The organism is Kribbella sp. NBC_00889 (assembly GCF_045207705.1).
In the GTDB taxonomy this organism is placed as follows: Bacteria; Actinomycetota; Actinomycetes; order Propionibacteriales; family Kribbellaceae; genus Kribbella.
The window spans coordinates 16,308-41,437 of the sequence record NZ_CP108783.1 but is presented as its reverse complement, the minus strand read 5'-3'; the positions used below and the strand labels follow the sequence as shown (position 1 = coordinate 41,437).

The following is a 25,130-nucleotide window of genomic DNA, read 5'->3' as shown; positions in this document are numbered from 1 at the left end:
CTGCGCGACAGCCGACGCTTGGAGTTGACCGGCGTGGGGGTGACATGGCTCTCATGATCCCCTTGGTCACAGGTTCGAGCCCTCTCCGCTGTCCCCGGTGGTCGAGTTTAAGGTGGCGGGTGACGGGCCGGCCGGCCAACCGTCCGGCGACTGTGGGCGGCGGATCGGCAGGCGGTTCAGGCGACTGCGTGATCCGATGACGTGCCTCTTCGCGGTGTTGATGAAATTGAGTCGGGCAGCCTCCATGCGCTGGGAGGCAGCCTCCCAGGCCGTCTCGTCGTTGAGGTCACCTCGGACGACCAGCTCACTGTTCTGCCAGAACAACTCGTCCATCTCACCGGCTGCTTCGACTACCGCTGGGGTGGCGACGATCAGGCTGATCTCAGCCAGCGCCTCATTCCAGGGCGCCCAATCCACGCGCTGTGCGCGGCGCCATTGTTGCCTCAGCGCAAGCTGCACTCGCGTCGACTGAACGACGATCGCGGTACAGGCGCCGACCTGTCTGTCTCTCGTCCACTGCCGTCTCTGGGCCTGACCTGTGAGTGCGGCGCCAAGCGTCACGCCGGCGAGGCCCGAGAAGCTCGAAATCAAGGCAAGCCACAGCGATGTCGTCATGCAGGTTTCACTCGCGCCTCATCGTCCCTGAACACTAGAGCGTCTCCCTCAGCCCGTATATGCGGACGTTTACTGGGACAGCGGTGTCGGTAGAGCGGTGGACAGGGACACGGATGCTGTTCAGTGTTCTGCGGCCGCGGGGTACGCCCAGACTCAATGCTCAGCCGGGAACAGCCTGGGAACGAAGGAGCGTCGATCAGAGTCGACTAGAGTCACGAACTGCCGAACTGGTGATTCCGACATACGCCTAGCCCGGATCTTTCATCGGGCTGGCACGGTCGGCTTGGTGCGCGTTGGTGACGCGCAGCAGGTGTGATTCTTGCAGTTGGGTGTGACCGTTTGCCGAGTGTCGTCTCGGTGGACGCCGGTTCCGGCCGGGTGGGTCCTGGGGTCGTTGGGGCAGGGTGTGGTGGTGCTCAGCCGGGGACGGCGAGTTGGCGTAGGCGGGTGATCGCGGTCAGCAGGAGGTCGGTCCAGGCGCCGTCGCGGGCGAGGTGAACGATGATGCGGCGGCCGGTGTGGGCGATCCTCGCGGCGGTCGAGAACAGCCGCAGGCGTAGGCGTTTGGGTTCCCAGCGGCGGGCTTCGTGGCCGGTGTGGTTGTCGCTGGTGAAGGCGAGCATCTGCATCCAAGCGGTGAGCTCGCAGGCCAGCGAGACGATGGCGCACCAGATCTGGTTCTGGGTGAACTCGTGCAGCGGCAGGTTGGTCAGTCCGGTGTCCTTGGCCACTCGGATCCGGTCTTCGGCGCGGGCGCGGCGGCGGTGCCGTAGCTCGAGGTCGGCCAGCTGTCCGCGGGCGGTGTTGGTGGCGAACGCGGTGACGCGGTGCCCGTCGATGTCGGTGATCCGCAACTGGGCGCCGGGGTGCGGGCGTTCCTTGCGCGCGATCACCCGCATCCCCTTCGGCCAGGTGGACAGGTTCAACAAGCCGGTGACGTCTGCGACCCAAGCCCCGTCACGCACCTTGCCGCCGGCGTCGTAGGCCGGGGTCCACGCGCGTTTCGGGATCCGCGGCAGCACCTGGTCGAAGTCGTCGGGCAGGGTGAACCCGACCGAGTACGACATGCGCTGCGACACCGCCACCCAGTCGAGGAAGTCGTGGGTGCAGCCGGCCGAGTCGGCGCGGATCAGCACCTTGCGCCCGGGCCGTGTCCCTGGCCGCCACGACGGCAACTGTTTGAGTGCGTCACGGACCACGGCGATGTGGTCGGCGGCAGTATTCGAGCCCGCGTTTCCAGGCCGCAGCATCACCGCGAGCGGCTCACCGGTCCCGTCGGCGCCGTGGTCGACGAACGCCCACAACGGGTGGAAACCGTAGCCCCGCTTGAATGTTGGCGCAGCACCTTGCTTGTCGGAGTGGGCGGTCAGCAAGGTGGCGTCGGTGTCGATCACGATCGGGCTGTCTGCGTCGATCCCGGCGTCCGGGGCATGCTGGCCGGCCAGCGCCCACACCCTCGCTCGCGCCGCGGCGCGAGCGGTGCCGATCGCCTTCAACACCCGCTCAGCATCTCCGGCCAACGCGTCGATCGTGCGCGACACCGTCGGATCGGAGGCCACCAGGCCGAACACCGCCGGTTCGCCGCGCAGCACCGCGATGTCGGCCAGGCAGTCCCCGCCCAGCGCGAGAGCGACCGCCAGATCGCAGACGATCTTGGCCGGGTCGTGCCGGACCAACGGTTTGCGCCACGGCGCCAACGCCCGCGATAACTCAGCGCCCAGCCCGCTGGTCCGGACCGCGTCGGTGAGCAGCAGACCACCGGCCCGCGACACCACCCCCGATCCCGCCGCATCAACCCGAACACAGGGATAGAACCCGGTAGTCTTCACCTCGAAGGTGCTCCTCGATCCGCACGACATGGTCCTAGACAAACCACATCGTCGCTGGTCAGGAGCACCTTTCAGTTCAACGACACATCCTCACAGCCGACCGGCATGAAAGCTCCGGGCTAGAGATGCCTGTGTCGACGGCGCGTCGGTTTCCTAAACCGAGCATCATCCGCTGAGCTGCGGGCCGCGCTGCCCGATCAGCCTCTGCGCTGTAGCAGGCGGCCAGAGTGAGATCATCTGTAGTCCACACGGCTCCGGATCATCAAAAGGTCGCCGCGCCACGTCCACGACCACCACGCCACCAGATCACGGCCTGCGGCTAGGTTCGCGCGTTGCGCACGGCCCAATCGAGCGAGTAGTCCGCCACTTCTTCCCAGCCGTCCTGGGAGAATGTGGAATGGGAGCGGTCGGGGTACTCCTTGAGCTCGGTGAGTGCGCCCGTCTTCTTCTGGATCTTGTAGGCGGCGCGGGTCGACACCGCGGGCACGGTGTGGTCCTTACCGTTGGCGAGGAACAGCAGCGGCGCGCGGCTCGAGTTGTGCCGGTTAACCCTCGTCACCGCATGCGGTGTGAAGTTGGCGAGCGCCGCCTGGAAAAGCGGGCGCCCCGGCCCCGGAACCGCGAGCCTGTCGTAGATCGGTCTCGACTCCTCGAGTGTGCGCGTGTTGGTGAAGCCGTAGTGGAACTCCTCCGGTGTGAGCATCTGAGTCCTGTGGCGGTTGGCCGGGTTCTTTAGCGCCACCGACGCGACCTTGGCCTGGGCGAGGGGCAGGGTGTATACGCCGTGGATCTGCGCCGGGCTGATCGCCACGGCCGAGGCGCCAAGGCCGCGGTCCAGCAGGAGCTGCGTGATGAGGCCGCCGAACGAGTGGCCCATGATGATGGGCGGGGCGTCGAGACCGCGGATGATCCGGTCGTAGTGGTCCGTGATCTCCTTGATCCCGAGCCGCTCGTACTTGGAGGTGTTTTGGCGGACCTCCTCCACCGTTCCCTCGAGCCCCGGCCAGGCCGGTGCCAGCACGGTGTGGCCCTTCGACTCGAAGCGCTCCTTCCAGCCTTCCCAGCTGAGCGGCGTGAGCCAAAGACCGTGAATGAGGACGATGGTCGCCTTCTGCGCCGCCGGGGTGGCCTCGGGTGTGTTCGTGGTCATGAGGCTCCGATCCAGGAAGGGGTGCGGGTACTGACGCGGGATCACAACGCCTCGCGCTGACCTTCAGCACTCATTCGTGTTCCCTTGTTCACCGTGCGCGCTTCTCGTACCCCGCCGCAGCGCCCGGGTACGCCCAACCAGACTGGTCCGGGCCGCCAGGACAGGCATCATCCGGTGCGGGTGAAGCCGCGCAACCCACGACGTGACCACTGTTCGGGTACATGAGGGCTACTTCCGACCGATCGTTCGAATCAACAATCGACGCTCGCCGCCCTCGCGGTTTCACGCTGGATCGAGGACTCCACCGGATGGTCGATCAAGAAGTTCGTCCCCACCACCCGCCGATACCACACCATCGAAATCCAGGCCGGCGCCCACACCATCACCGCCGCCGACCCACTACCCGACGACCTGCGCGAAATCCTGCGAACGATCCACGGCCGCGACGGTGCGCACTAACTCGGCACAAGTTAGGTCCTCGCCTGGGCTGACTCTCGCGCGCCCAGCGCGCTGGGGCTAGGTGTGATGTCCAGGGACGTCACACCTAGCCGAAGTCGCCCCCACGTGACATGACTCGTGACATGAAATCGCGTCAAACAGCGTGGATTCAGTTAGCTAGAGGTGCCGATTCCCGAACCCACGCAGCCTGAAGTTTGACCCGCGTGGCAAGTGGCATGGCTCTCATAATCCCCAGGTCGTGGGCTCGAGTCCACCTGACCCTCCGCCACCGACCCGTTCAGCGGGACGATCCAGCTGACCTGCCAGCCGCGTCGTCGTCTGCGACTCGTCCCAAGAGACACGGGGGCGCGCGTCGGCGCGTCCCTGTGCTTGCGCTGGAAAGCGCGGCAGTTGCGCGACCGTTCCTTTGACCCGTACGTGTCAACGATGCCGGAGGAGTGGTCGTCTGTGCCGGGTGAGTCCCGTTACTGACAAGGACGCGTAGCTGAGCGAGTCCACACGCAACGAGCGCGGGACCTCGAGTCACAGACCGCTCCAGTGGGGCGGGCTGGTGCCCGCCCCACTGCGCGCTTCGGTGTCAGGAGGTGGCCGCCAAGGCGTTCACCATGCCAGCGCCGAAGAAGGTGGTGCTCGACGGCCCGCCGGTGCACCGGCGGACGTCATCGGCCGGCCAGACGGCCGGGCATGCCGTTGGCGTCGCAGTGCGCCGAATCTGCGCTGCCAGGGCACCCGGGCTCCAGTTGGGGTGGAGTTGACGGATCAGCGCTGCCACCCCGGCCACGTGAGGCGATGCCATGGACGTCCCGCTGATCCAGACCCAGCGGGCGCCGTTGGCGTCCTCGACCCCGCGCCCGGCGGCGGCCAGGGTCTCCCATTGGCCGGTGCCATCAGTGCTCGACCAGGCGGCAAGGACCCGGCCGAACGTCGTACCAGGAGTCTGCGCCGCGTCGCCACCTGGCGCCGTCACGTCCACAACCGGACCTCCAGTGTTGGAGTAGCTGGCCAGCGTGGTCACGCCAGACGCCGACACCGCGACCACACCGGGGAGCTCGGCCGGCGTGACTCGGCAGTTGTTGCGCACCTCGCGGGTCACGGCTGTGTCCGGCGGCCAGTCCGGGCTGATGGTGTCGGTGGTCGGGTGCCCCAGGTCCTGTGCCTCGTTGCCGGCCGCGGCCACGACCACGACGCCGCGCTGCTGTGCGTACCGAGCGGCATTACGCAGGTCCGCGAGGATCGCCCGCTGCTCGGCGTCGTTGCCGCAGAAGTAGAGCCACGGGTCGGCGAACAGGCTCAGGTTGACGATGTCGAGGCGCTGGTCACCGGCGTACCGAAGCGCGGCAGCCACCGAGTCGGCGAAGCAGAAGCCCATGATGGTGCAGGCCTTGATGGCCACGATCTTGGCCCGGGGTGCCACCCCGGCGATACCTACGTTGTTGACACGGCCGGCGATCGTGCTGGACACGTGCGTGCCGTGGCCTTGCAGATCCTGGACTGCGGCCTTGTTGCTGCAGTTACCGTTGGCTACCTCCCGCGGGTCGGCCGTCGGCGTGGTCGAGAAGATGAACGAGCACGACCGCGCGACGTCGATGTTGCCGACAAGGTCGGGGTGGGTGAAGTCGACCCCGCCGTCGATCACCCCCACGTCCACGCCGTCACCAGCGGCGTTGGCGTAGGACGCCGTACCGACCCCGATCGCACGCATGTCCCACTGACAGGCCGACAGTGGCTCGGGTCCGGCTGCGACGCCGAAGAAGGCCTGGCAGCTGGCAGAGGCTGTCGCCGGGGTCAGTGCGCCGGGTGTGACTGCCATCGCCGGCGTCAGCAACCCCAGCGTCAGCGTGAGCACGGCTCCCACGAGCAGCACGAATTTCCTCATCTGATTCCCCTTCCCTAGGGAGGCGCGGACGACTCGGAACGGGAACCGGCGCACCGCCCAATCAATGCCTCATGATCGATCCGCACAGGGAGTCGTGCAACGCCTCAGCTGGTGGGACCCGGCAAGGAGGTCGCCGCCGGCAGAGTCCAGGTCCGTCCTTGATGAGCAAGGGGCGACCTCGCCGGGAACCGCACGCGCCGCGGGTCGGCGCGCAGGCTCCTGTACTGAACCTGGCTCGTGGGATCAAACGTGGTGCGAAACAGAGTCAACTCACGCCTACCGGACGGGCTGCTGGCTGCTCGAATGAGGCTGCTGGAGCCTAAAGAGGAGCTGTGTTTACGGCATCATGGCCCCTTTTAATCTGCTGATCGATCAGGTGCCGTACGCAGGAATCTCAGGGTCGCGTGACCAAACTCAGTTACCGACCACCACGCCGGCACGTCCCACCGCGGCACGCCTCGAGCAATACAGCCGATGCGCTCCAGGGTCGCGACAATGTAGTCCATGCCCTCACTCAACTGAGGCAGCGCTTCATGCAAATGCTCGGTTGCCCATTCTTGGCTCGCTCCGGCGGGTCTCCCGGAGGGTTGGTCGTGTGGGTTGCCGGCGTCGGCCATCAACCTGAGGGTTTGTACGTGAGCTGGGTCCATCTCCCGAAGCGCAGCGACGAACAAGGGATCAACGTCAAGTCTTGCGTCGTCCCTGACTCCGTCGGCAAGCACTCGAGCGAGTGCCTCGGTCTTCTCATCAGAAGCGAGCCGCCATGCTGCCTCAATGACATTCGCGAGCAGCGCCAGCCGCCTCGGGGACGCCTCGGCCCATTCGGCCAACTCCTCAGGCGTTTTAGCCGCCAACTCAGCAGCTCGTTCGGCAGCCCTGGCGGCACTCTCGGCTGCCCGCCTATCGCGCAACGCCAACTGCTCGAAGACCGGAACCAGTGCACCAGCAGCCATCGCGCTGCCCACTGGCCCGACGGCAGGCATGAGCGCTATCCCCACCGCAGCCGCCGCCACACCCGCGACGGCCTTACGCGCCACATCGCTGCCAGATGCTTCACTGGGATCATCGTCGAGGGCCACACCATGCAGGTTACAGAGACGATGCCGCCTCAAGTGCCCTGCTGCGCTCGTCAGCGGACCGCCTGATCCACGGTGCCGCCAAGCCCCGCGGATCCTCAACTTGCCGAGCTGCGTCACCACCCCGCCGATTCATCTTGTAGAGAGATCGCCACCCTGTGGTGTGCCTAGACTGCATCTGAATGACCCGAGACCGACAACGCACCGACGGCGAGGGACTGATCATGACGAACGTCATCTTCGACAAGCGAGATCAACTCGACAAGATTACTGTAGGACTCCTGCAGGGGGAGACGATTGTCGCGGTGTACGACGCAACCGGCGGGAGCACCGGGTTCATCGGGCTGACCAATACCCGGGTCATCATCCAGGACAACTCATTCGTCGGGAAGCAGGCCGCCGTGACCAGCATTCCATATAGCCGTATCAAGTCAGTCTCCTACGTGTCCGACAAGAACGTCTTTGGGAAGTTCGCCTCCTCGAGCACGGTCGCGATCGATACCGGCGGTAAGACCTATGAGGTCCGGTTCCGGGGCGAGGAGAAGGCCGTGCACGCCCACAACGTGATCCTGTGGAACATGCTCCAACTCTCCGGCCGATAAGACTGACGATGGTCCCGGCGAGCATCGAACCCGCACAAAGGTCGTAAGGCGGAGCATCCTGCCCGACGACGGACACGGGCCGGTGCTGCGACGTCGGCGGCGGCCTGATCGCCCTCTGGTCGGACAACTAGACACAGAACGACCCCGGAGATCGGTTCCGGGCGTTGCTGGGTATTCGGGTGTCTGTGTTTCCGGGCTTACCGCTTACGCGCCTGGTTGCGTTGGGCTTGCGCGATGGCTCGCTGCGTTTCGCGGATGCCGAACATGACGAGCTTGGCCAGGATCTGCATCATTGCGATGGTCAGTTTCACCACGCCGCTGATGATGGCTACGACGATGTCCACTTGATGATTCCCCCTTCTTCAGATGATCGCGATCGGTGGGCTCGGCGTTACAGCTAGTCGCACGCGTCGTACGGCTGACCGTCGGTGTACCCGATCTGACCGATGCCCGTCCGGGTCGGCGGCCGCGGGGCGAGCAGTCGGCCGCGGCTGGTGGTCGCTGTCCATGATCGAACCCGTCTGTCGAGTTCCCGGCGTCAGGCTAGAGCCGGGACTCGATAGATGAGGGAATCCAGAACGACCGCGTCTACGCCGGCCGAATACGCGGCCGACGTCGTTTTTTGAGGACACGAGCTGGCGTACGGCCTCCCAGCCGGCCGGGTCCAGAGGTCAACTCCACCTCTTCAAGCTATCCGCCAGCACGGACAAGGAACCAGCGACTTCGAGCTGTATTCACTGCAGGCAACACGAGTCGCCACGACTTCGGCCCCACGTTTGGCCCCACGACCGCCGGTCCTTCATGGGCTTCTCTGCGCCCAATCAGCCGCTGACCTGCACGTTTGGTGGGTGCCCCCGGCAGGATTCGAACCTGCGGCACATGGTTTAGGAAGCCGTTGGACCATCTAAACTGCGCTTAACTGAGCCATCGTTGGGCAACTCTGCTGCGCTCGAAGATTACTCTGGTTGCCTCTACCAGCCCCGAGTTCATCCCCAGATGCATCCCCAGCGGCGGGCCTTGCAGCGAAACCTGCCGGGGCTCGACTGAAGCTACGCCGAAGTCCAGCCATAGGACATCTCGCACTCCCAGCGAAGCTATCGCTCCGGGCGGGAAATCAAGCCCACCATCACCCCGGCCGTGGCACCAGGCAACCTTCTGATCCGTAGGAGCCTGCACGGCTCTGTCACCCACGCTGCGCGTCTCCGGCTGTTGCAGGGAACAGTGCCTTCAGATGCACCTCGTACGGAGTCGTTGGGGTCGGACTGGGGTCATCGTGACCTTCTCATTACGAGTCCGTTGCCCTGAGCCCCAACCAGCCGACGACCCCCGACCCTGAGCAGTGATCGTCCTCAGTGGCCGGGGGTCGTTGACGGCTGTTCAGGGTCCTTCGGGGACGCCTCGCGGGCACCGCTCTCCGCCTCGCCCCACCACGGTTCAGTGACCACAACGCGGATGTCAGGCAGCGAATTGCGGATGCTCGTCAGCAGCTCCAGGCCCTCGCTCAGCCAAGTTGGATCCCCTGGCCCGTCGACAGGGATGCGATCCTCCTCGTACCGGCCATGCCAGTTGCGAATCCGCTCTACCAGTACTGGCGGAAAGGCCAGCGCATCCAGGTCGACCGCCCTACCCTGCTCATCCCAGAGCGGCCCCTGACCGTAGTCGGGCCAGACCTCCAGCGTTCTCGTCACAGGCACAGCGTGCCGTACGCGGACGCCGTGACGGCACAGACCACGAGCAGCGCCACTTGTGTCTTCCCGTCTGCCGTTCAGCCCACGCGTAGCGCGATCAGGAGACGCCATAGAGGCCAAGATGGAGCGCCCTACCGGACGAACGATCTTGGCCCCTCTGGTGGCTCCTGATAGGTCCTGACTGGGCTGAGCGGCAGACGGGAAGACGCACCCCGGCCCCGACCAAAGCGCCGGCCGATTCCGACCCGTCATCCCGGAGTCGTGAGGCCCCGCCGGAGGCATTGCTCTTGGCTCTGCTGAAAGACACGAGCGGGCGGGGGCGGTGAACGGCCGGAGGCCGCATGCGCACGCCCGGGCCGCGCGCCGAAGGCGCGCCTTGAGCCATAAGTCAGGATCCGGCACGATCGGGGAAGCGCCATGGCCACAGACGAGACCGTCAGCCGCGTCACCGCCCGGTATCCCGCGCCAGACATGACGCCGGAACAGTTCGAAGTCTTCGTGACGACATTGTTTGACAGCGCCAAAATCCACATACCTGGTCTGATTGTGCAGCCACGCGAGACTATCCAGGGCACCGACGGCAGCTTCGACTTCGATGCGACGGTGCGATACCAGCTCGCAGGCTTGGAGTTTCTGGTTCTGGTCGAAGCGAAGCTGCACAAGAACCCGATCAAGCGAGGCCTTGTACAGGAGTTGCATTCGAAGCTGCTGAGTGTCGGCGCCCACAAGGCCGTCATGATCTCCACGGCGCCCTACCAGTCGGGCGCCCTGAAGTTCGCCCTGACTCACGGCATCGCACTCGTCACGGTGACCGAAGGACGTTTCACATACGAGAACAGGATGGGCGTCCCGCCCCCGGATTGGACTCCGCCCCCGACTCGAGAGGACGGCGCGAACTGGGGCACTCCGACGTTCGTTGGCCACTGCTACTCCCCCGGTGCCACCGGAGGTTTGGCGACAACGCTCATGTCTACGGAAGGTCCCGAGTACGTGGCCGAGCTGTTGCTGGGAGTTTCGCCCGCCTCAAACGATTGAGGGCAGAGATGCCGGCCAAATGAAGCGCTCCAGCTTGCCCGATCGCGGGCTGCTGGTAGGCAGCTCCTGCGTCAGTTCGGCGATCTATAACAACGCACCGATCTGGGCTGCCAGCCTCCTACCCGCCTGGCGGCTGGTGCCATCGAGCCAACCCAGCGCGCCGTTTCGGTTCGTCAAGCCAGCCCTGGTCAAGCTCGCCCTTCTCATTCCGTCGACTGGCGAGAGCATGCTGGCTCGTCGCGCCTTGCCGCAACAGGCTGACCGCTCGTTGCGCACCTGCAGGTTGTTCGGCTCTTACCCAGCAGCAACCGTCTTCGAGCATGCACGCCCCGGGCAGACATGCGCCCGGCATCCCCGAGGAAGCATCGCCGGGCGACTACTCTGTCGCCCTCGGAGACCTGTACATCAGGGGGCTGACCAATGGGGCTTCTCGTCACAGTAGTAACCATCTTGCTCGCGGGCGCGGCGACTTGGTACGCACGCCGACAGGTTTACCTCAATCGGAAGTTCATCGTTTGGAGTGCCGCAGCATTTGAGATCAAGAAGGATACTTCACTAGACCTCCGACTTGACGATGCAACTCGAACCGCGATTGCTAGGTGCGACAATCCAGTCGTCGTCGATATCGTCATCGAGCTTCTTGCTCCTTCGGAGGCACAGCAGCCTGAGAACACTGCAACACGCCTCGGGGAAGGAATCGCTGATCCCCCCGCCGATCTTGACCTAAACACAAATCAGGACTTGAACACGGATCCAGACCTGGACACGGATACGAGCCTAGACACAGCCCCGATCAAGGCTTTGACCCCTGGCCTCCTGGTCACCGTTTTGCCGAACCCTCCCACTCGAGTCATCTCGTCCTTCGACGAAATGCTCTCTGGTGGCTTCACAGAGTGCAAATTATGGTTAGCTGTCGATTCAGCCTCACTATTGATCACCCCCGAGAGGATTCGCCCCCACGAACCAATGAGAGTGAGCGCGATAGTTGACGGCGAACCACATTTCTCAGTCTCGGCGTCCTGGCCAGACACCAAGGTTTTCTGCTACGCCATCAAGCTGCTGGCAAGTAGTTACCGGTCCAAGGTCCAGCCTGCTGGAGTGCGAAAGATCTGGCCGATCTCGAGCTCACCCTCGGACAACCATGAGGCTGCACCAGTGGACCGCAGCGGCTCGGCAGCAAGCCGCCCGAGGACGGCTCCGCTTAAAAGCCTCTGGAATTTCGTGAAATTCCTCGTGAGCCTGGTGGTAGTTGGTTACGTCAGCTTGGCAATCTGGGCGGATATCAGAGACGTAGCAACTCGCGAAGTCGAGCTTGATCTAGTCGCATGGTATGAAAGTAACAAGACCGCTATTGGCGAGGTCGCACAGACCATTCTGGGCGGGCTTTTTTGCTTTGGTATAGTGATAGGAATATGCATAGCAGCTATTCGTTCAGACAATCAGCGACGTGCCACCCGGCGTAAGATAGAGGCAACCTGGGACGAGCCATTGAAGAAGACCCCAAGGACTATCTTGAAGCTATTCCTGACTTCGCCGGGATCTTGGCTCCGCCACGATCGCCTTTTATCCAGTGGCAACGCCGAGGGCTTTCGCAAGGCTGCGATTCAGGCTCGCGAAGACTCACTGAATATGCTCATGAAAGTAGAGTAGGAGATTCGCCTCAGCCGCTCGCGGCATCTGACCCAGAGGTTTCAACACCGTCGCCGGGACAGGTTGCGATCGGCGTCACCCGACCGCGGAAGCGGAGTGAGGGCAGGCTGGCGCAACCCACCGACCAACCAGAAGTGGATGCCATTTGTAGCACGGCCTGTCGAATCAAACGAATGACCTTCTCATTACGAGGAGGAACGACACCGCCGCATCTGGCCTCTATCAGCAACTTTGTCATCATTCACTTGGCACCACGGCAACATATCCCGCATGAGTCAACACCACTTCGCTCCACGATCCGCACCACGAGCGTGGCACGGCCAACGGGCCACACCATCAGCCACCGACTCATGTGACGGCGCCATCCAACTTCTTCACCGCAGTACGAGCGCAGTCGGTTGTCGTCCACCCGCCGTTGGGAACCGGTGGCCGGTCCTGCGATCTAGGCACCGCTGACGTCAGATCGGGCGATCGGGCGCTCTCACCCTAGGCTGTGAGAACCAATCGATTCTCAACACCCCTCGGAGTGTGCGGCCGTAACGATCTTCTGGCCAATCCAGATGGAGCTAGTGGGTCGTGCGTTGATATGCGACCGACGCTCGAGGGGGACAAATGGCTGATGGTTCACGCGCAGGTGTTGTGAGGCCCCAGGGGACGGCACGAGTAATACGCCGGGTGCCAGGACTAGTTCTTTTATGGGCTGCCCTAAGCTTCATCGCCCTCGTAGCGCTGGCAGACGTCCATCGCCGAACCTTGCATGGACGCCTTATCTCAGCGACGGTTCTCGTGACTACGCCAGCCCTAGTTCGCTTCGGCGACGGGGTCACCGAGGTCGCGATCGTCCGCGCCGCACTCGCGCAGCGCTACTCCGACTGGCCGATCGAAGCCGACGACTACTGACTGCGCAAGCGGCAGGCCCGAGTTTGGCCAGTCAGTGTCGTAACGGCAGCTTCGCTGTCCCGATATGCCGGGGGGGGTGGTCGGACATGGTATCGATCGAGCCGGTCAGGTCGACGTATTTTACGCAGAGCGAGCCGCATGACGCAGGCTCACCAAAAACGGCGCCTAGGCTGCGCGCCTGCCTCATGCTGCACCTGCTCTTCGCCCCACGACTGGTTGTCGGAGACTCGCAGGCGCTGAACAACTCCGCCTTCCGCGCGCTGGTCCAGAAACCCCGAGGCACGGTCTCGCTGACGAGCGACATCCGTCCGCTGTTGGCCGACGGCGACCTCGTGATCGCGAAGCGATCTGGTCGGACCTTCGCGGAGATCCGGGCCGGTCAGGCTGACAGGGGCGTGCATGGCGTGCCGCGGGCGAAGTACGCCGCGCTTCTCGATGACGTCGCGAAAGCCCACGCGTGGGAGTGGGACGAGCCGATGGTCGCCGAAGAATTCAAGGCGAACTCGCTGATCCGGTTGTCCGAGGCGATCACTGGCTCTACGGCGGACCGCAGTGAGCTGTCTAGAGTCCGGAGCTGGATCAAGGACCAGGGGCAGCTGAACTACAACGAGCTCCGCAAGCACCTTGTCGGGTTCAGCGGCCGAACCAGCGCGCTGGTCGACGAGTTGGTGGGGATCGAGTACCGGTTGAGCTTGCCGAACGCGCTGCAACTGCCGACCGCCGACTCGTCAACGGGCAAGAGCAGCCCCTTCGGGTACGTATCGCTGGAGGAGCCGACGCAAGTCGGCGAAATTGGGTGCTGGGTACTTCGTCCCGAGGCGCTTGCGAAGCTACCTGTGGCCGCCGTACAAGCAGCAGCTCAGCTGCAGGCAAGTAAGGAAGTTAAGGAGCAACTCGCCCGGATCGAGGTCGGGGCACACCCGGACCTCGAGAAGCTCGTGTGGGCGTTCGAGGAGCTGATCCGGCGGCTCGAGCTTTCTGCTATCGAGATGGCTGAGGGTGGTGACGCGGCCGCGCTGAAGGAGATCAGTCGTCGGCCAGCGCGGCTTCGGTGGTGGCGGGCGATGAGGTACACCGCAGTCGACGCTGGGGTCTGCTTCGGCGTGGACGTCCTGTCGGGTGTTCCAGGTCGGTGGTCGATGCTGGTCCAGCTGATCTCGCTCGGGGCCTCGTGGCGCAAAGACATCAACGACGCCCGTAAGGCCCGTCGTGTCGCCGAGCACGCCGCGGCCGGCCGGCAGGTCGAGGCTCGCCGTCGCGGGGCGGGCCTGCTGAAACGGCTTGTCCTACCGCCTCAGTGAGCCAGGTTGCACATCGTGAACGCGGCGATGCTGATCGAGCACTGCAATGTGCCGTCGGCAATGCGGCGCAGGACGTCGTCGTCGCTCAGCCAGACCGACTCCGCCACGGACTCCATCACCTCGGCTCGCGGCTCTGGGACAAGCCGGTCCGGATCGGTGACATACACCTCGACGACCTGGGCCGCGTTCTCGATCAGTCCCGTCTCCGGGTAGAGCTGGCCGCGCTCGACCACCTTGTCTCCGGCGTACCCCGACTCCTCGGCGAACTCCCGGAGCGCCGCCTCCTGCAGAGTCTCGCCGCCCTCCCACCCGCCTCGCGGCAACTCGAGCGACGCCAGCCCGGGCGAGTATCGATAGGTCGAGATGAACAACGTACCCAACGGGCTCCGTCCCACGACGACGATCCCCCGGTTGGTCCACCGCCAGCGCAGATAGTTCCCCGGGGCCCCCGAGGGACCCTCCACCTCGTCGTCGAACAACTCCCCGAACTTGTTCGAGAAAACGAGGTTCTCTCGCCGACGAACGATCGGCACCGGCCTAGGCAACATGCGCAGATCCTAAGCCGACCCGAGCTCAGCCCCCGCTTCCCGCCCGGCCTGATCGTGCCATCAGTGTCTGGCGGCACCTCGCGGCTCGGCTCGGTCGACATCCCGGCATAGGCCGCCCTTCGGCGGATACCTCGCCAGCCCGGGTCGGTCGCCAAACAGCGCGAGTCCGCGAGTGCGGTCGACGTATCGATCGCGCCACTGCCGGCGTGGCCAGCCGCACTGGTCGGCCGCCGGGACAGCGGCCCCTTCCCACGGCTTGCCAGGTATGGCGTGACGAGACAATGAAGCGTGACTGAACACCATCACCACCTGGATCTCGATCCTGCGGACGCCCATGGATCAATAGGCGAAGGCCTTGCTCCAGAACCCGGCCACCACCAGCAGCCGCAAGACCGTTGATCTCTCTTCTTACAACACGCTGGGCGACCTCTCGTTAAGGATGCGACAAGGCAACGGCGAGGGTGACCCGTTGTCGACCGGGTACGGACAGGAGTCAGCGATGAGCGAACGGACGCCTACCCGCGGATCATCTGGGAGTGCGTCCTCGATCATTGAAGACCACCCGATTTGGTTCGCGCGGCTACACGTCCAGGTCGCTCTTCGGCGCCGGCGCACCGCCAATCCCGGCGAGAATCCCGATTGCTGTCGGGGTTTCTCGTCGTCACAGAGGGTGTATGCTCGCGCGCGGGGCCGGAATAGGTGGGGCCGCGGGCCCCGCAACCGACGAGCGGTTAGCTGGTCGATGGGCTAGGCCTTCGGGGGAACAGGAGGAAGCATGTCGGACTGGCATGACCAGGTGCCGACTGACGGCACAGTGGAGCTGCCGCCGGATCCACGAGCGCTCGAGGGGCTTGGCGGAAATCACTCTCTGGAAACGGCACTTGCCGATCTGGTGGACAACTCGATCGACGCCGGAGCGACGCATGTTCTCATCCGTCTTGTCCGTCACCATGGCCGACTCCGCGCCCTCTACGTCATCGACAACGGCCACGGCATGAGCCCCGAAGTCATCGACACCGCCATGACTGTCGGCGGCCAGCGTGAGTACAGCTCCGACGACCTTGGTAGGTTCGGCCTCGGCCTCAAGGCGGCCTCCTTCAGCCAAGCCCGCAATCTCACGGTGCTGTCGCGAGCAGCCGGAAGCTCCGCAGTCGGGCGGCGGTGGACACTTGGGGCCGAAAGACATGGTTTCGCCTGCGACAAGGTACCCCCTCAGTTTGCCGAGGAAGAGCTGAGCCGAGGTGAGAGCATCCCGTGGTCCGGAAACGGCACCATCGTTCGCTGGGATGGTGTGACGGCGTTTCCTGCCACCGATGACGTCATACGGGTCGAGGAGTTCGTGACGCGCACCGCTTCCGCGGTCCTCCATCACCTCGGCCTTGTCTTCCATCGACTTCTAGAGACGGGGCGTGTAGAGATAGCACTCGACGTCGAGGACGTCAGCCAAACTGGGCCGGGACCGCGATTCGTCGTCACACCCCTCAACCCGTTCAGCTACCTGCGATCCGGAAGATCCGGCTATCCGAAGGAGCTCGTCGCTGTCCATCAGGACGTGAAGATTGTCTTCCGGTGCCACATCTGGCCAGGACGGTCGACTCTTCCCCAGTTCGCGCTCGCCGGGTCTGCGCTGGATCGACAGGGCCTCTACTACTATCGCCGCGACCGCCTCCTGCAGGCCGGCGGCTGGCACGGGATTCATGCGACGGATCGGCGACTGCAGCTGGCGAGGGTCGAGGTGGAGATCGACGACGACATCGTCGGACTCTTCCGCATGAACCCAGAGAAGTCGCGCGTGATCGTCGGTCCAGAGTTCGCACAACTGGCCGAGCTGGCCCGGTCCTCAGACGGAGTCTCCTTCGCCGACTATCTTCAGACGGCCGAGGAGGCGTTTCGCGAGTCGCGGCAACGTAGCCGCACGCGCCGCAGCATGTTGCCGCCAGGCAAAGGGTTTGCTCCGCTTGTTCGGCGCACCATCGAGGACGAGATCCCGCTGCTCGATCAGGAGCTGCCGATCGACATTCGCTGGAAGCGATTCGACAACGACTCCTTCTTCAACGCCGATCGGGAGGCCAACACACTCTGGATCAACGAACGCTACAGACTCGCGCTGCTCGGCGGCCGTCGCGGCGGGCTGAACGACGCACCCGTCATCAAAGCCATGCTCTACCTACTTATCGAGGACGTGTTCCGCGGGGAGTATCTAGGGGCACGAGACAGGGACAACATCGATCTCTGGCAGGAGATCCTCACTGCAGCGGCGAAGAGCGAGAACTCGTGACGCGTCCCACTGAATCTGCCGAACGGCATCTGAGCGTTGACAGTTTCGAAGCGTATCTGCAACACGGTGTGCCGATGGAACACCCGATCGCCGGCCAACCACTCGTCTCTCTCTTCATCGACCCCAACCGATCCGAAATCGGACTCCGGGCGCCCGCCGGTCCAGGCGAGGAACCCCACGACACGGGGTTAGAACATGTGTTCGTCAGGGCCGTCCATCGGCCAGAGGGGCGCCATCTGGAGGTCGTCGTCGCCGACCAGCAGCTGTTCGTGGACTCATATGCGGTGCTCTGCGCCGTAGCCGATCGCATTCAACTGCAGGGTTTGAACCTGACGCGGGCCCTTGCGGACACACTCCGTGTTCTGGGTCGGCTTCTACAACGGAGTGAGTCTCTCACTACCGAGGCCGAACTGGGTCTGCTAGGCGAAGTGCTTCTACTGCTTGGGCTCGAACGCGGCGGCGTCGACGTGGCTGAGGCTCTCGCAGGGTGGAGGGGGCCAGCAGGTGAAGAGCACGACTTCGGTCTTCGAGGCATCGATATCGAAGTCAAGACCACTAACGCGGAGCGGCGAAGCCACTGGATCAGCTCCCTGACGCAACTGGTGCCAACCGACAGCCGACCACTCTGGCTCGTGTCGCATCAGCTGACCAAGGCCGGTCCCGACGACGGGTTCTTGCTATCTGACCTGATCCAGGCCGGGCGCGATGCCACCGGGACCGCCGCCGCACGAGATCGTCTCGAGCTGTGTCTGCACCAAGCGGGTTGGCGTGACGTGTACGTACGGACGTGCCGCAATCGATGGCGCCAACGTACCGACTCGATCGCCCTAGCCATAACTGACGACTTTCCAAGGATCACGCCCTCGCTGCTCAACTCGGCTGGCGTCGACCTCATGCACCTACCCGAAGTCCGCTACCGAGTTGATCTCACAGGTCGAGGGCTAGAGCAGCCGGTTCCACATTTCCTGGCAGCCGCACTGGCCCAAGGGGGCACAGATGACTGACTCATTTGCCAAGGCGTACCTCGCAGCACTCGCCATGATGGACCAGACCGGCCCCGACGATCTGCACCCCGCCGCCGCGTTCACCGCCAGCCGCATCGATCCAACTGTGACCGTGGGCGACGAGCAACTTCGCCAGCATCTCCGCACCGCCAACCCGAATGATGCGCTCCGCATGGCACTCCACCTCAAGTTGGCGACATGGGATGCAGTTGAAGCAACCGCCAGCTGGGCGGAGGAGACTGCTCCCCACAGCGCTGAGCGGCGGAGCGTTGTCGTTCGCCGGCTCAAGCTCGACGACGAATCGGACCGCGTCTTCACAGAGCTGTTTCCGGTGGCTGGCAGAAGCGGCCTGATTGTCATCGCCGATCAGTGGGAGCAGTGGTACGTCGAATCGATCCGCGACGAGCGCGACTTCTACTGGAAGAACTACAGTCGCTTCCTCCACGAACAACGTGGCTGGGCAGCCGAGTCCGTTGCCTCCTTGGACGTCTCGACCGATCGCATCGTCGAGCGGCTTTCCGATCCGACGCGCGCCGAGGCGTACCAGGCCAAAGGGCTAGTCGTTGGGTATGTCCAAAGCGGCAAGACTGCCAACTTCACCGGCGTTTTGGCCAAGGCCGTGGATGCCGGTTACCGGCTGATCATTGTGCTCACCGGGACGACCGATCTGCTGCGCGCCCAAACCCAACGGCGCCTCGACTTGGAGCTCGTAGGACGCGAGAACATTCTCCGTGGCATCGATCCCGACGATCACGAGGCACTCGACTCAATTGATTATCAGGACGACCCGGATTGGCTCGACGACAAGTTCATACGGCATGCCGTACGCCCTTCCGACGTCGGGAAGCCGGACATCCACCGCTTGACCACCCAGCAGTTCGACTACCGCAGCCTCAAGCAGGGCATCGCCGCGCTGGACTTCGAACGCCGAGACCGCACGCGTCCGTTTTACGACGCGGAGAACCTTCTGCCAAGCGACACTCGGCTACTGGTTGTGAAGAAGAACGCGACCGTTCTCAAGAAGCTGGTACAGGATCTGCACAAGATCACCGCCCGGTTGGGCGAGATTCCCGCGTTGATCATCGACGACGAGTCGGATCAGGCATCGGTCAACACAAGCAACCCGAAGAAGTGGACCGAGGACCAGAAGCAGCGTACGGCGATCAACAGACTCATCTCTCAGATTCTCAAGGACCTTCCACGCGCACAGTACGTCGGCTACACCGCCACACCGTTCGCGAACGTGTTCATTGACCCGAGCGACGCCGAAGACATCTTCCCGCGCGATTTCTTGATCTCGCTCGACCGTCCCACGGACTATATGGGAGCAGTGGACTTCCACGACATCGACTCCGAGATTCCGGAGACAGAGCGGACGCCCTCCAACTCGCGTAAGAAAGCTCATGTACGGCTCCTTCCCGAGGACCCGGCGGATGACGACCAAACACTCCTGCAGGCGATCGACGTATTCGTGCTGGCCGGAGCAGTCAAGGTGTACCGGGAGAAGATGGGCGTGCCTGCGTTCAGGCATCACACGATGCTTGTACACGAGAACATGAAGAGGGTCGTGCACACCGAACAGGCAGCGCGGATCAAGCGACTCTGGACGACTGCCGGCTACTACTCGGCTTCGAGTCACGAACGCTTACGCCGGCTGTTCGAGGCCGACATCCTCCCGGTGTCGCGCGCGCTCAATGGCGGGTCGCCGGTTCCGCCGACCTTCGAAGATCTCGCGCCTCACATCTCCGACGCGGTGACTCGTATCGCCTCCACCGGCAACCCCGTACTGATCGTCAACAGCGACCAAATTGAAGGCGAGGACCTCGACTTCGACAAGCAGGCGGTGTGGCGAATCCTGGTGGGAGGAAACAAGCTTGCACGAGGCTTCACGGTCGAAGGCCTGACTGTGTCGTACTACCGGCGCGTCACGAAGCAGGCCGACACGCTCATGCAGATGGGTCGTTGGTTCGGGTATAGGAGGAACTTCCGCGATCTCGTCCGGCTCTACATCACGTCCGAGCTCTATGAGGGCTTCGAAGCCATCTGCCGCGATGAGGAACACTTCCGCGCGGAGCTGCGACGCTACGCCGACCTCGTCGACGGCAGGCCGCAAATCACGCCGAAGGAGATCCCGCCCCTCGTCGCCCAGCACCTGCCTTGGCTCAAACCCACAGCAGCGAACAAGATGTACAACGCCATCCTCACCGAACGACGGTCACCTGGCGTAGGTATAGAACCAACCGGATACCCCGAGAAAGCCAAGGCGATTCGCGAAAACGTCCTCGCCTTCCGACCGCTGCTCGAGGCTCTCGATCAACGCACGCGATTCCAAGCATCCGCTAGATCGACCTACGAGGCGCACCTTGCGATCGTCAGCCATGCCGCGATTCTGGACGTCCTCGACGCCCTGACTTGGGTCACGAAGGATCACTTCGCGCCCGATCTGCGCTGGCTTCGGAAGTTGAGCCCCGACCAACTCCACGACTGGGCCGCCATCTTTCCGCAGCACGTCAGCGCGAACGAGCAGCGCCGTATGGTCCTGGGCCATGGACCGCTCAGCCTCTATAAGCGTGAACGTCGCCGGCCGCCGTACTTCGGCGCAATCCGTGACCCGAAGCACCTTCACGCAGCGAAACGCATCGCTGGGCTGACCGAGTCTCTCGGCGACGCCGAAGCCGATCGCCTCGTCGCGCCCAGGCGCGGCTCAATGGTCGTGTACCCCGTGATCGAGAAGGATCCCGCACTGGGCGATCCAAGCAACGAGATCTCTCCTGACGATGTGATCATGGCCTTTCATCTGATCGCACCGGGTGACGCACATGCGCCCGACGGCCGGCTCGTCACGTTCACCACCCGCGACAACAGCCGCAGCAGCGCCGCGATCATCGATACCGTCGATAAGCGCAGCTCGGAGTCGTGATCGCCGAACAGAACTGGGTTCCGTGCAGGTGCTATCCGTCGTGGATCAGCGCAAGTGAGTGGTAGCGATCGCCTCGCAACCAGGGACCTGCTCGGCGAAGGCCTCGATCGCCAGCTGTAGAGGTGAAACGGCGCGAGACTGACCGAGGCTGTGGGCTCCTCGACGCCCGCAACCTCTGGCAGTCTGGGCGTGTGAACGTGAACGAATCGTGGACAGTCTGGGACCGATTGCGAGAGTACGCAGCGACCCAGCCTGGACCCTTCACGTCTCAGGAGGCGCTCTCGTGGTTTCGGCGTCATGCGCCTTCGCAAGCGAATGATCGAACAGTTCGAACGCATATCCGCGGCGCGTGCTGGAACGTTGGCGACCGATCCCAGTTTTCGAAGAAGGAGCCGTTCCTCACCCGACTCGATCGCGGACTATTTCGGGTAGCCACTCTCGACGAAATCGTGGACTGGCGCCGCGACCGCGGTGACGAGGAAGTAGCTGATGGTGAGCTCTTTCGGATCGAACGCGGCACGGACTCAGGCACATCAGGTCTCGCGACGTCAGAGGAGATTTCGTCCCAAGAAGCCGCGCTGCGGACGAGACCGACGGCGAGCGAATGGCATTCGGAAGCCACCATTCAATCCATGCTGGTCACTGCCCTCGCGACCGACGGCTGGAGCATTCTGTCCGTCGCCAACACTGCTACCAAGGAGCACGGAGTCGATGTGATTGCTTCTCGGGATGGGCGGACGATCGGCATCGAAGTGAAGGGTTTCCCGAGCCGCGCCTACGCGAATCCCGCACGTGCAGGCGAGCAGAAGCGGACAAGCCCAAGCACCCAAGCCGGCCACTGGTATGCGCAAGCCGTGCTTGCCGCGATGCGACTACGGAGCAAGGAGCCGGCTTGGCGCAGCGTGATCGCCCTCCCCGACTTCCCGCGATATCGAGACCTTCATTCAGAAACAGCTGGGTCGCTGGAAGCCGCGGGAATCGAGGTGTGGTGGGTCGACCGAACCGGCGCGCTTCACCGCCCGTAAGTCCGACTCGCTGCAGCATGACGCGGGCTCGCACGCTGCGCACCTCCGCACGCGGTGGGTGAGCGCGACGGCGTGCTCGAGACGAGCGAGCAGCGCCGGGAACCGTGCTGACCTTGGGATGACCGTGATGTTCCGATTCTGTCCGACCCGGTCCGTAAGGTCTGGCTCGAGAATGACGACCAGCGTGGATGTGCTGGCGTCGGTCATCCGAAGGGAGCCGCCAACGTGGGAGTCTTCCCCGCAGCCCCAAACCATGGCTCGAGGGCGGGTAGCCGTCGTGATCGGTCGCTCTGCAAGGTCAGCGATCTTGGCGCCGACGCGCGCGCCGAACGCTTGTTCGAGACTCACTTTGCTGAGGGCAGATGGATACTCGGTTTGGAATCTGACCTCGACCCGCTGCCCGAGACGACGAAATGAGGACACCTCACAAGTCGTGCGGCACAGGGCCTGGCAGGCCGCCGCGGACGGCAGCCTCGACCCGATCCGCCGCGGCGGCAGCGGGCATGTGCTCCCAGAGCCGCAGAACAGTCCAGCCAGCTGAGTTCAGCCTCCGGACCGTTTCCGCGTCGCGGTCGCGATTGGCCTTGACCTTATCTGCCCAGTACTCGGGATTCGTCTTGGAGACGGTGTGGTGTTCGGGACAACCATGCCAGAAGCACCCATCGACGAACACGGCAACCCGTGCCCTCGGAAAGACCAGGTCAGCCGTGCGTCTCAGCTCCTTCACGGGACGTCTGTTCACGAAGTACCGCAAGCCACGCGAGTGCAACTCACGGCGCAGCGCCAACTCGGGACCTGTGTCTCGCCCCCGATTCGATCGCATGCTGGCCCTGACACTCGGCGACGAGGCCCATGACTGTTCTTCGGACACAACTTCGACACTAGCGGCGAGGCAGTCGCTGATCACTATGGAAGGCACCTTAGGATGGCGTCCGTGACTAGGCGGCTGACGACGATCGACCTCTTCGCTGGCTGCGGGGGGATGACTGCCGGCTTCGTCGAACAGGGGTTCAGGCCGATCCTCGCGGTTGAGTTCGATCTCTACGCGGCGGCGACGTACGCCGCGAACTTCGGTGAGCGCCACACGTTCTACGGCGACATCGCAACACTTCCCGAGGGCGACATCCCCCAGGTGGACGTGGTGATCGGTGGACCGCCCTGTCAGGGCTTCTCGAACCTTGGCTCAAAGGACATCGGCGATCCTCGCAATCAACTTTGGCGTGAGTACGTGCGGGTAGTGAAGGCCGCGCGTCCCAAGGTTTTCATCATCGAAAACGTTGACCGCTTCATGAAGTCCTCGGAGTTCCAACTCCTGCTTGCCGAGGCAGCAGGTGGCTCATTGGCGGACTACGAGCTCTCCTACGGTCACCTCAACGCGGCGGATTTCGGTGTCGCTCAGCGACGAGTGCGCACGATCGTCATCGGCTCGCGGATAGGCAAGATAGAACTGCCGGCCGCTACCCACGCACGCGACCCGAAAGACTCGGGCCTGCTGCCATGGGTAGGCACGCGTGATCGCATCCACGGTCTGCCAGAAAGACCCGCAACTACTGAACTTCCAGCCAGCACTGCCGAGTTCTTCAGTGAAGTCGTCCCCGGCCGGTTCAAGGGTCTAGATATTCATGTCGGTCGGAACCCGACCGCCCTGTCGCTCGAGCGTTACGACCATGTTCCGCCGGGTGGCGGGCGATTCGATGTGCCGGATCACCTTCTCCCCCGATGCTGGCGCGAGAAGCCGACCGGAACGACAGACGTTATGGGTCGGATGCGCTGGGACATGCCGTCACACACGATCCGCACGGAATTCTTCAAGCCCGAGAAGGGGCAGTACCTGCACCCACAGTGGGACCGGGCTGGAAAGCACCGGGTCAATCGCCCGATCACGCATTACGAAGCGGCCCGCCTACAAGGGTTCCCTGAGGATTTCGAGTGGTGCGGCACCAAGATCGGCATCGCCCGGCAGATTGGTAACGCGGTTCCAGTCGGACTTGCCAGTTCCATCGCCCGGCACGTCAAGACACTCATTTAGCCCGTACTATATCGGCTCGTCTCCGGCACTCGTTCATTGGTATGCCCATCGGTGAGTCGGGTCCATCTGCTCGAGGGCGGCTCGCGTCCACGCCCCGAAACCCATGAACGCGCTCCACGGGACGGCGACCCACGCTGCTCCGGTAAGGTCATACCCGAGTCGCCCCGCGATTTCTCGTTGCGCAACCCATTGTCCACAGAGAAGCGCGAGTCCCTGTCTTCGCATCTGAGGACGAATCGCCCTGACGCGGCGTATGGGGTCCGTTCGGTTCGCACACACCGTGAGGATTACAGCGCGGGGAATTACGACCTCTGGCAGGTCATTGAACAGCGCCTTGAGGCGTTCCTGCTGGCCAGCTTCGCCGAATACGACAGCCTGTTGGGCTTCCGTGAGCAGGCTGAGAGGATTCGGCCGCAGGTTGTGCCACTCGTAGAGTGGAATCGCATAGTCCTCGAGCGCTTGGACTCGGATGCCCCGCTTCCCGTCTTTATTCATCCCATCGTTCAGCCAAGCGCGGTGCGCACGCATGAGCCATGTCTTGTGCCGACCTTTCTCAACGTCGACACGATGCAACATCGTCACGCCGCACTGGCCCTCTGTCGGGATCGCCCAATTGCTTCGGATCGTGCCTTTGATCTCGACACCAACGCCGCAGATCTCGGTGTCGGGATGCTTTTTCTTCTCAAGCTCGAGGCTCTCGATCACGTGGTACTGAAGTTTCGTGCCGAGACTTCGTCGCTCGTCGCTGTCGACGCGCTCATCCAGGAAATCAAACCGATACGTTCGCCAACCGTCCAAGACGTAGTAGATCGCGTCCTCGATCGCGTCACCGATCCGCTCGGGAAGACCATCCTGGGCTCGAAGCCAAGCAAGGACGGATTGCAGCTCCCCATCGTCGCCGGGCGCCGCAATCCTGTGGGTCTGTCCCCGCTCGTTCTTGCAGACCGTGCCGGGCGCGGGCGCCGGCTTGCCTCGCCGTCGGCGTGCAGGCACATCCAGTCTCAGAGGCAACTGGGCATCGGTCATCGCGACGAGGGTAGAGGTCGAGCGGTGGTTCGCGCCGGCCCCCGCGAGATCACGATTTGACCACGCCAAGGGGCCTACCAGCAGGTCTGGCGCTGAGTGGCACCATTCCGCCTCATCCC

Annotated in this window: 19 protein-coding genes and 1 pseudogene; 10 read left to right on the top strand and 10 right to left on the bottom strand. The window is 63.8% G+C overall.

The genetic code is table 11. From position 1 onward, the window contains the following. Positions 1–66: 66 nt before the first annotated feature. The 3 genes from OG817_RS00175 to OG817_RS00165 form a co-directional block, all read right to left on the bottom strand. The gene (locus tag OG817_RS00175; RefSeq protein ID WP_406051356.1) at positions 67–615 is read right to left on the bottom strand and encodes a hypothetical protein; all 549 of its coding nucleotides are present in this window, start codon (positions 613–615) and stop codon (positions 67–69) included. Between the two features lie 416 nt (positions 616–1,031). After that, positions 1,032–2,474, bottom strand: a complete 1,443-nt coding sequence (locus tag OG817_RS00170) for an IS1380 family transposase (RefSeq protein ID WP_406051354.1) — start codon at positions 2,472–2,474, stop codon at positions 1,032–1,034. A 289-nt stretch (positions 2,475–2,763) separates the two neighbouring features. Further along, positions 2,764–3,594 carry an alpha/beta hydrolase gene (locus OG817_RS00165; protein ID WP_406051352.1) on the bottom strand — a complete coding sequence of 277 codons (831 nt, stop codon included), beginning with the start codon at positions 3,592–3,594 and terminating at the stop codon, positions 2,764–2,766. Between the two features lie 264 nt (positions 3,595–3,858). On the opposite strand from OG817_RS00165, the pseudogene OG817_RS00160 reads away from it, so the two are divergent. Continuing rightward, positions 3,859–4,053, top strand: a pseudogene (locus OG817_RS00160) (IS1634 family transposase); the annotation flags it as partial. A 577-nt stretch (positions 4,054–4,630) separates the two neighbouring features. Here the strand turns inward: OG817_RS00160 and OG817_RS00155 are convergent. Both OG817_RS00155 and OG817_RS00150 read right to left on the bottom strand, forming a co-directional pair. After that, entirely contained in the window at positions 4,631–5,929 is a 1,299-nt protein-coding gene (locus tag OG817_RS00155; RefSeq protein ID WP_406051350.1) for a S8 family peptidase, read from the bottom strand. A gap of 356 nt (positions 5,930–6,285) precedes the next feature. Continuing rightward, entirely contained in the window at positions 6,286–7,008 is a 723-nt protein-coding gene (locus tag OG817_RS00150) for a hypothetical protein (protein ID WP_406051349.1), read from the bottom strand. Between the two features lie 179 nt (positions 7,009–7,187). Here OG817_RS00150 and OG817_RS00145 point away from each other — a divergent pair, with 179 nt between their 5' ends. After that, positions 7,188–7,607, top strand: a complete 420-nt coding sequence (locus tag OG817_RS00145) for a PH domain-containing protein (protein WP_406051347.1) — start codon at positions 7,188–7,190, stop codon at positions 7,605–7,607. Between the two features lie 197 nt (positions 7,608–7,804). On the opposite strand, the gene OG817_RS00140 is transcribed toward OG817_RS00145, so the two are convergent. Together OG817_RS00140 and OG817_RS00135 are read right to left on the bottom strand one after the other, a co-directional pair. Next, entirely contained in the window at positions 7,805–7,951 is a 147-nt protein-coding gene (locus OG817_RS00140; protein ID WP_393384870.1) for a hypothetical protein, read from the bottom strand. Between the two features lie 1,005 nt (positions 7,952–8,956). Continuing rightward, positions 8,957–9,295 (bottom strand): hypothetical protein, encoded by a 339-nt coding sequence (locus OG817_RS00135; RefSeq protein WP_406051346.1) that lies wholly within the window; start codon positions 9,293–9,295, stop codon positions 8,957–8,959. Between the two features lie 417 nt (positions 9,296–9,712). On the opposite strand from OG817_RS00135, the gene OG817_RS00130 reads away from it, so the two are divergent. The 3 genes from OG817_RS00130 (at position 9,713) to OG817_RS00120 (ending at position 14,181) form a co-directional block, all read left to right on the top strand. Further along, complete coding sequence (locus tag OG817_RS00130) at positions 9,713–10,330, top strand: restriction endonuclease (RefSeq protein WP_406051345.1); 618 nt, start codon at positions 9,713–9,715, stop codon at positions 10,328–10,330. 420 nt (positions 10,331–10,750) lie between these two features. Next, entirely contained in the window at positions 10,751–11,980 is a 1,230-nt protein-coding gene (locus OG817_RS00125) for a hypothetical protein (protein ID WP_406051343.1), read from the top strand. A gap of 986 nt (positions 11,981–12,966) precedes the next feature. Continuing rightward, positions 12,967–14,181, top strand: coding sequence for a hypothetical protein (locus tag OG817_RS00120; protein WP_406051342.1), 1,215 nt, complete (start codon positions 12,967–12,969; stop codon positions 14,179–14,181). Here OG817_RS00120 and OG817_RS00115 read toward each other — a convergent pair. Then, a complete protein-coding gene (locus tag OG817_RS00115; RefSeq protein WP_406051341.1) occupies positions 14,175–14,729 on the bottom strand; it encodes an NUDIX hydrolase in 555 nt (184 codons plus the stop codon). The two genes, OG817_RS00120 and OG817_RS00115, sit on opposite strands and share 7 nt — an antisense overlap. A 775-nt stretch (positions 14,730–15,504) precedes the next feature. Between OG817_RS00115 and OG817_RS00110 the strand changes: the two genes are divergently transcribed. The 4 genes from OG817_RS00110 to OG817_RS00095 all read left to right on the top strand — a co-directional run bounded on the left by OG817_RS00110 (position 15,505) and on the right by OG817_RS00095 (position 21,956). Then, positions 15,505–17,007 (top strand): ATP-binding protein, encoded by a 1,503-nt coding sequence (locus OG817_RS00110; protein WP_406051340.1) that lies wholly within the window; start codon positions 15,505–15,507, stop codon positions 17,005–17,007. Positions 17,008–17,081: 74 nt separating this feature from the next. Beyond that, a complete protein-coding gene (locus OG817_RS00105) occupies positions 17,082–18,011 on the top strand; it encodes a PD-(D/E)XK motif protein (RefSeq protein ID WP_406051339.1) in 930 nt (309 codons plus the stop codon). Beyond that, a complete protein-coding gene (locus OG817_RS00100; RefSeq protein ID WP_406051338.1) occupies positions 18,004–20,931 on the top strand; it encodes a Z1 domain-containing protein in 2,928 nt (975 codons plus the stop codon). Before OG817_RS00105 ends, OG817_RS00100 begins: the two co-directional genes overlap by 8 nt. A 191-nt stretch (positions 20,932–21,122) precedes the next feature. Next, positions 21,123–21,956 (top strand): hypothetical protein, encoded by an 834-nt coding sequence (locus tag OG817_RS00095; RefSeq protein ID WP_406051336.1) that lies wholly within the window; start codon positions 21,123–21,125, stop codon positions 21,954–21,956. A gap of 424 nt (positions 21,957–22,380) precedes the next feature. Here OG817_RS00095 and OG817_RS00090 read toward each other — a convergent pair whose 3' ends face one another. After that, positions 22,381–22,779: a very short patch repair endonuclease gene (locus OG817_RS00090; RefSeq protein WP_406051335.1), complete on the bottom strand. Its 399-nt coding sequence runs from the start codon at positions 22,777–22,779 to the stop codon at positions 22,381–22,383. Positions 22,780–22,890: 111 nt separating this feature from the next. On the opposite strand from OG817_RS00090, the gene OG817_RS00085 reads away from it, so the two are divergent. Then, entirely contained in the window at positions 22,891–23,985 is a 1,095-nt protein-coding gene (locus OG817_RS00085; protein WP_406051334.1) for a DNA cytosine methyltransferase, read from the top strand. 33 nt (positions 23,986–24,018) lie between these two features. Here OG817_RS00085 and OG817_RS00080 read toward each other — a convergent pair whose 3' ends face one another. Next, positions 24,019–25,011 (bottom strand): NaeI family type II restriction endonuclease, encoded by a 993-nt coding sequence (locus tag OG817_RS00080; protein ID WP_406051333.1) that lies wholly within the window; start codon positions 25,009–25,011, stop codon positions 24,019–24,021. Positions 25,012–25,130 lie beyond the last annotated feature (119 nt).

What these genes read in the sequence shown, in the direction of transcription:
- OG817_RS00175 (WP_406051356.1), bottom strand. Translation starts at nt 615, where the DNA reads ATGACGACATCGCTGTGGCTTGCCTTGATTTCGAGCTTCTCGGGCCTC.
- OG817_RS00170 (WP_406051354.1), bottom strand. Translation starts at nt 2,474, where the DNA reads ATGTCGTGCGGATCGAGGAGCACCTTCGAGGTGAAGACTACCGGGTTC.
- OG817_RS00165 (WP_406051352.1), bottom strand. Translation starts at nt 3,594, where the DNA reads ATGACCACGAACACACCCGAGGCCACCCCGGCGGCGCAGAAGGCGACC.
- OG817_RS00155 (WP_406051350.1), bottom strand. Translation starts at nt 5,929, where the DNA reads ATGAGGAAATTCGTGCTGCTCGTGGGAGCCGTGCTCACGCTGACGCTG.
- OG817_RS00145 (WP_406051347.1), top strand. Translation starts at nt 7,188, where the DNA reads ATGACCCGAGACCGACAACGCACCGACGGCGAGGGACTGATCATGACG.
- OG817_RS00130 (WP_406051345.1), top strand. Translation starts at nt 9,713, where the DNA reads ATGGCCACAGACGAGACCGTCAGCCGCGTCACCGCCCGGTATCCCGCG.
- OG817_RS00125 (WP_406051343.1), top strand. Translation starts at nt 10,751, where the DNA reads ATGGGGCTTCTCGTCACAGTAGTAACCATCTTGCTCGCGGGCGCGGCG.
- OG817_RS00120 (WP_406051342.1), top strand. Translation starts at nt 12,967, where the DNA reads ATGGTATCGATCGAGCCGGTCAGGTCGACGTATTTTACGCAGAGCGAG.
- OG817_RS00115 (WP_406051341.1), bottom strand. Translation starts at nt 14,729, where the DNA reads ATGTTGCCTAGGCCGGTGCCGATCGTTCGTCGGCGAGAGAACCTCGTT.
- OG817_RS00110 (WP_406051340.1), top strand. Translation starts at nt 15,505, where the DNA reads ATGTCGGACTGGCATGACCAGGTGCCGACTGACGGCACAGTGGAGCTG.
- OG817_RS00105 (WP_406051339.1), top strand. Translation starts at nt 17,082, where the DNA reads ATGGAACACCCGATCGCCGGCCAACCACTCGTCTCTCTCTTCATCGAC.
- OG817_RS00100 (WP_406051338.1), top strand. Translation starts at nt 18,004, where the DNA reads ATGACTGACTCATTTGCCAAGGCGTACCTCGCAGCACTCGCCATGATG.
- OG817_RS00090 (WP_406051335.1), bottom strand. Translation starts at nt 22,779, where the DNA reads ATGCGATCGAATCGGGGGCGAGACACAGGTCCCGAGTTGGCGCTGCGC.
- OG817_RS00080 (WP_406051333.1), bottom strand. Translation starts at nt 25,011, where the DNA reads ATGACCGATGCCCAGTTGCCTCTGAGACTGGATGTGCCTGCACGCCGA.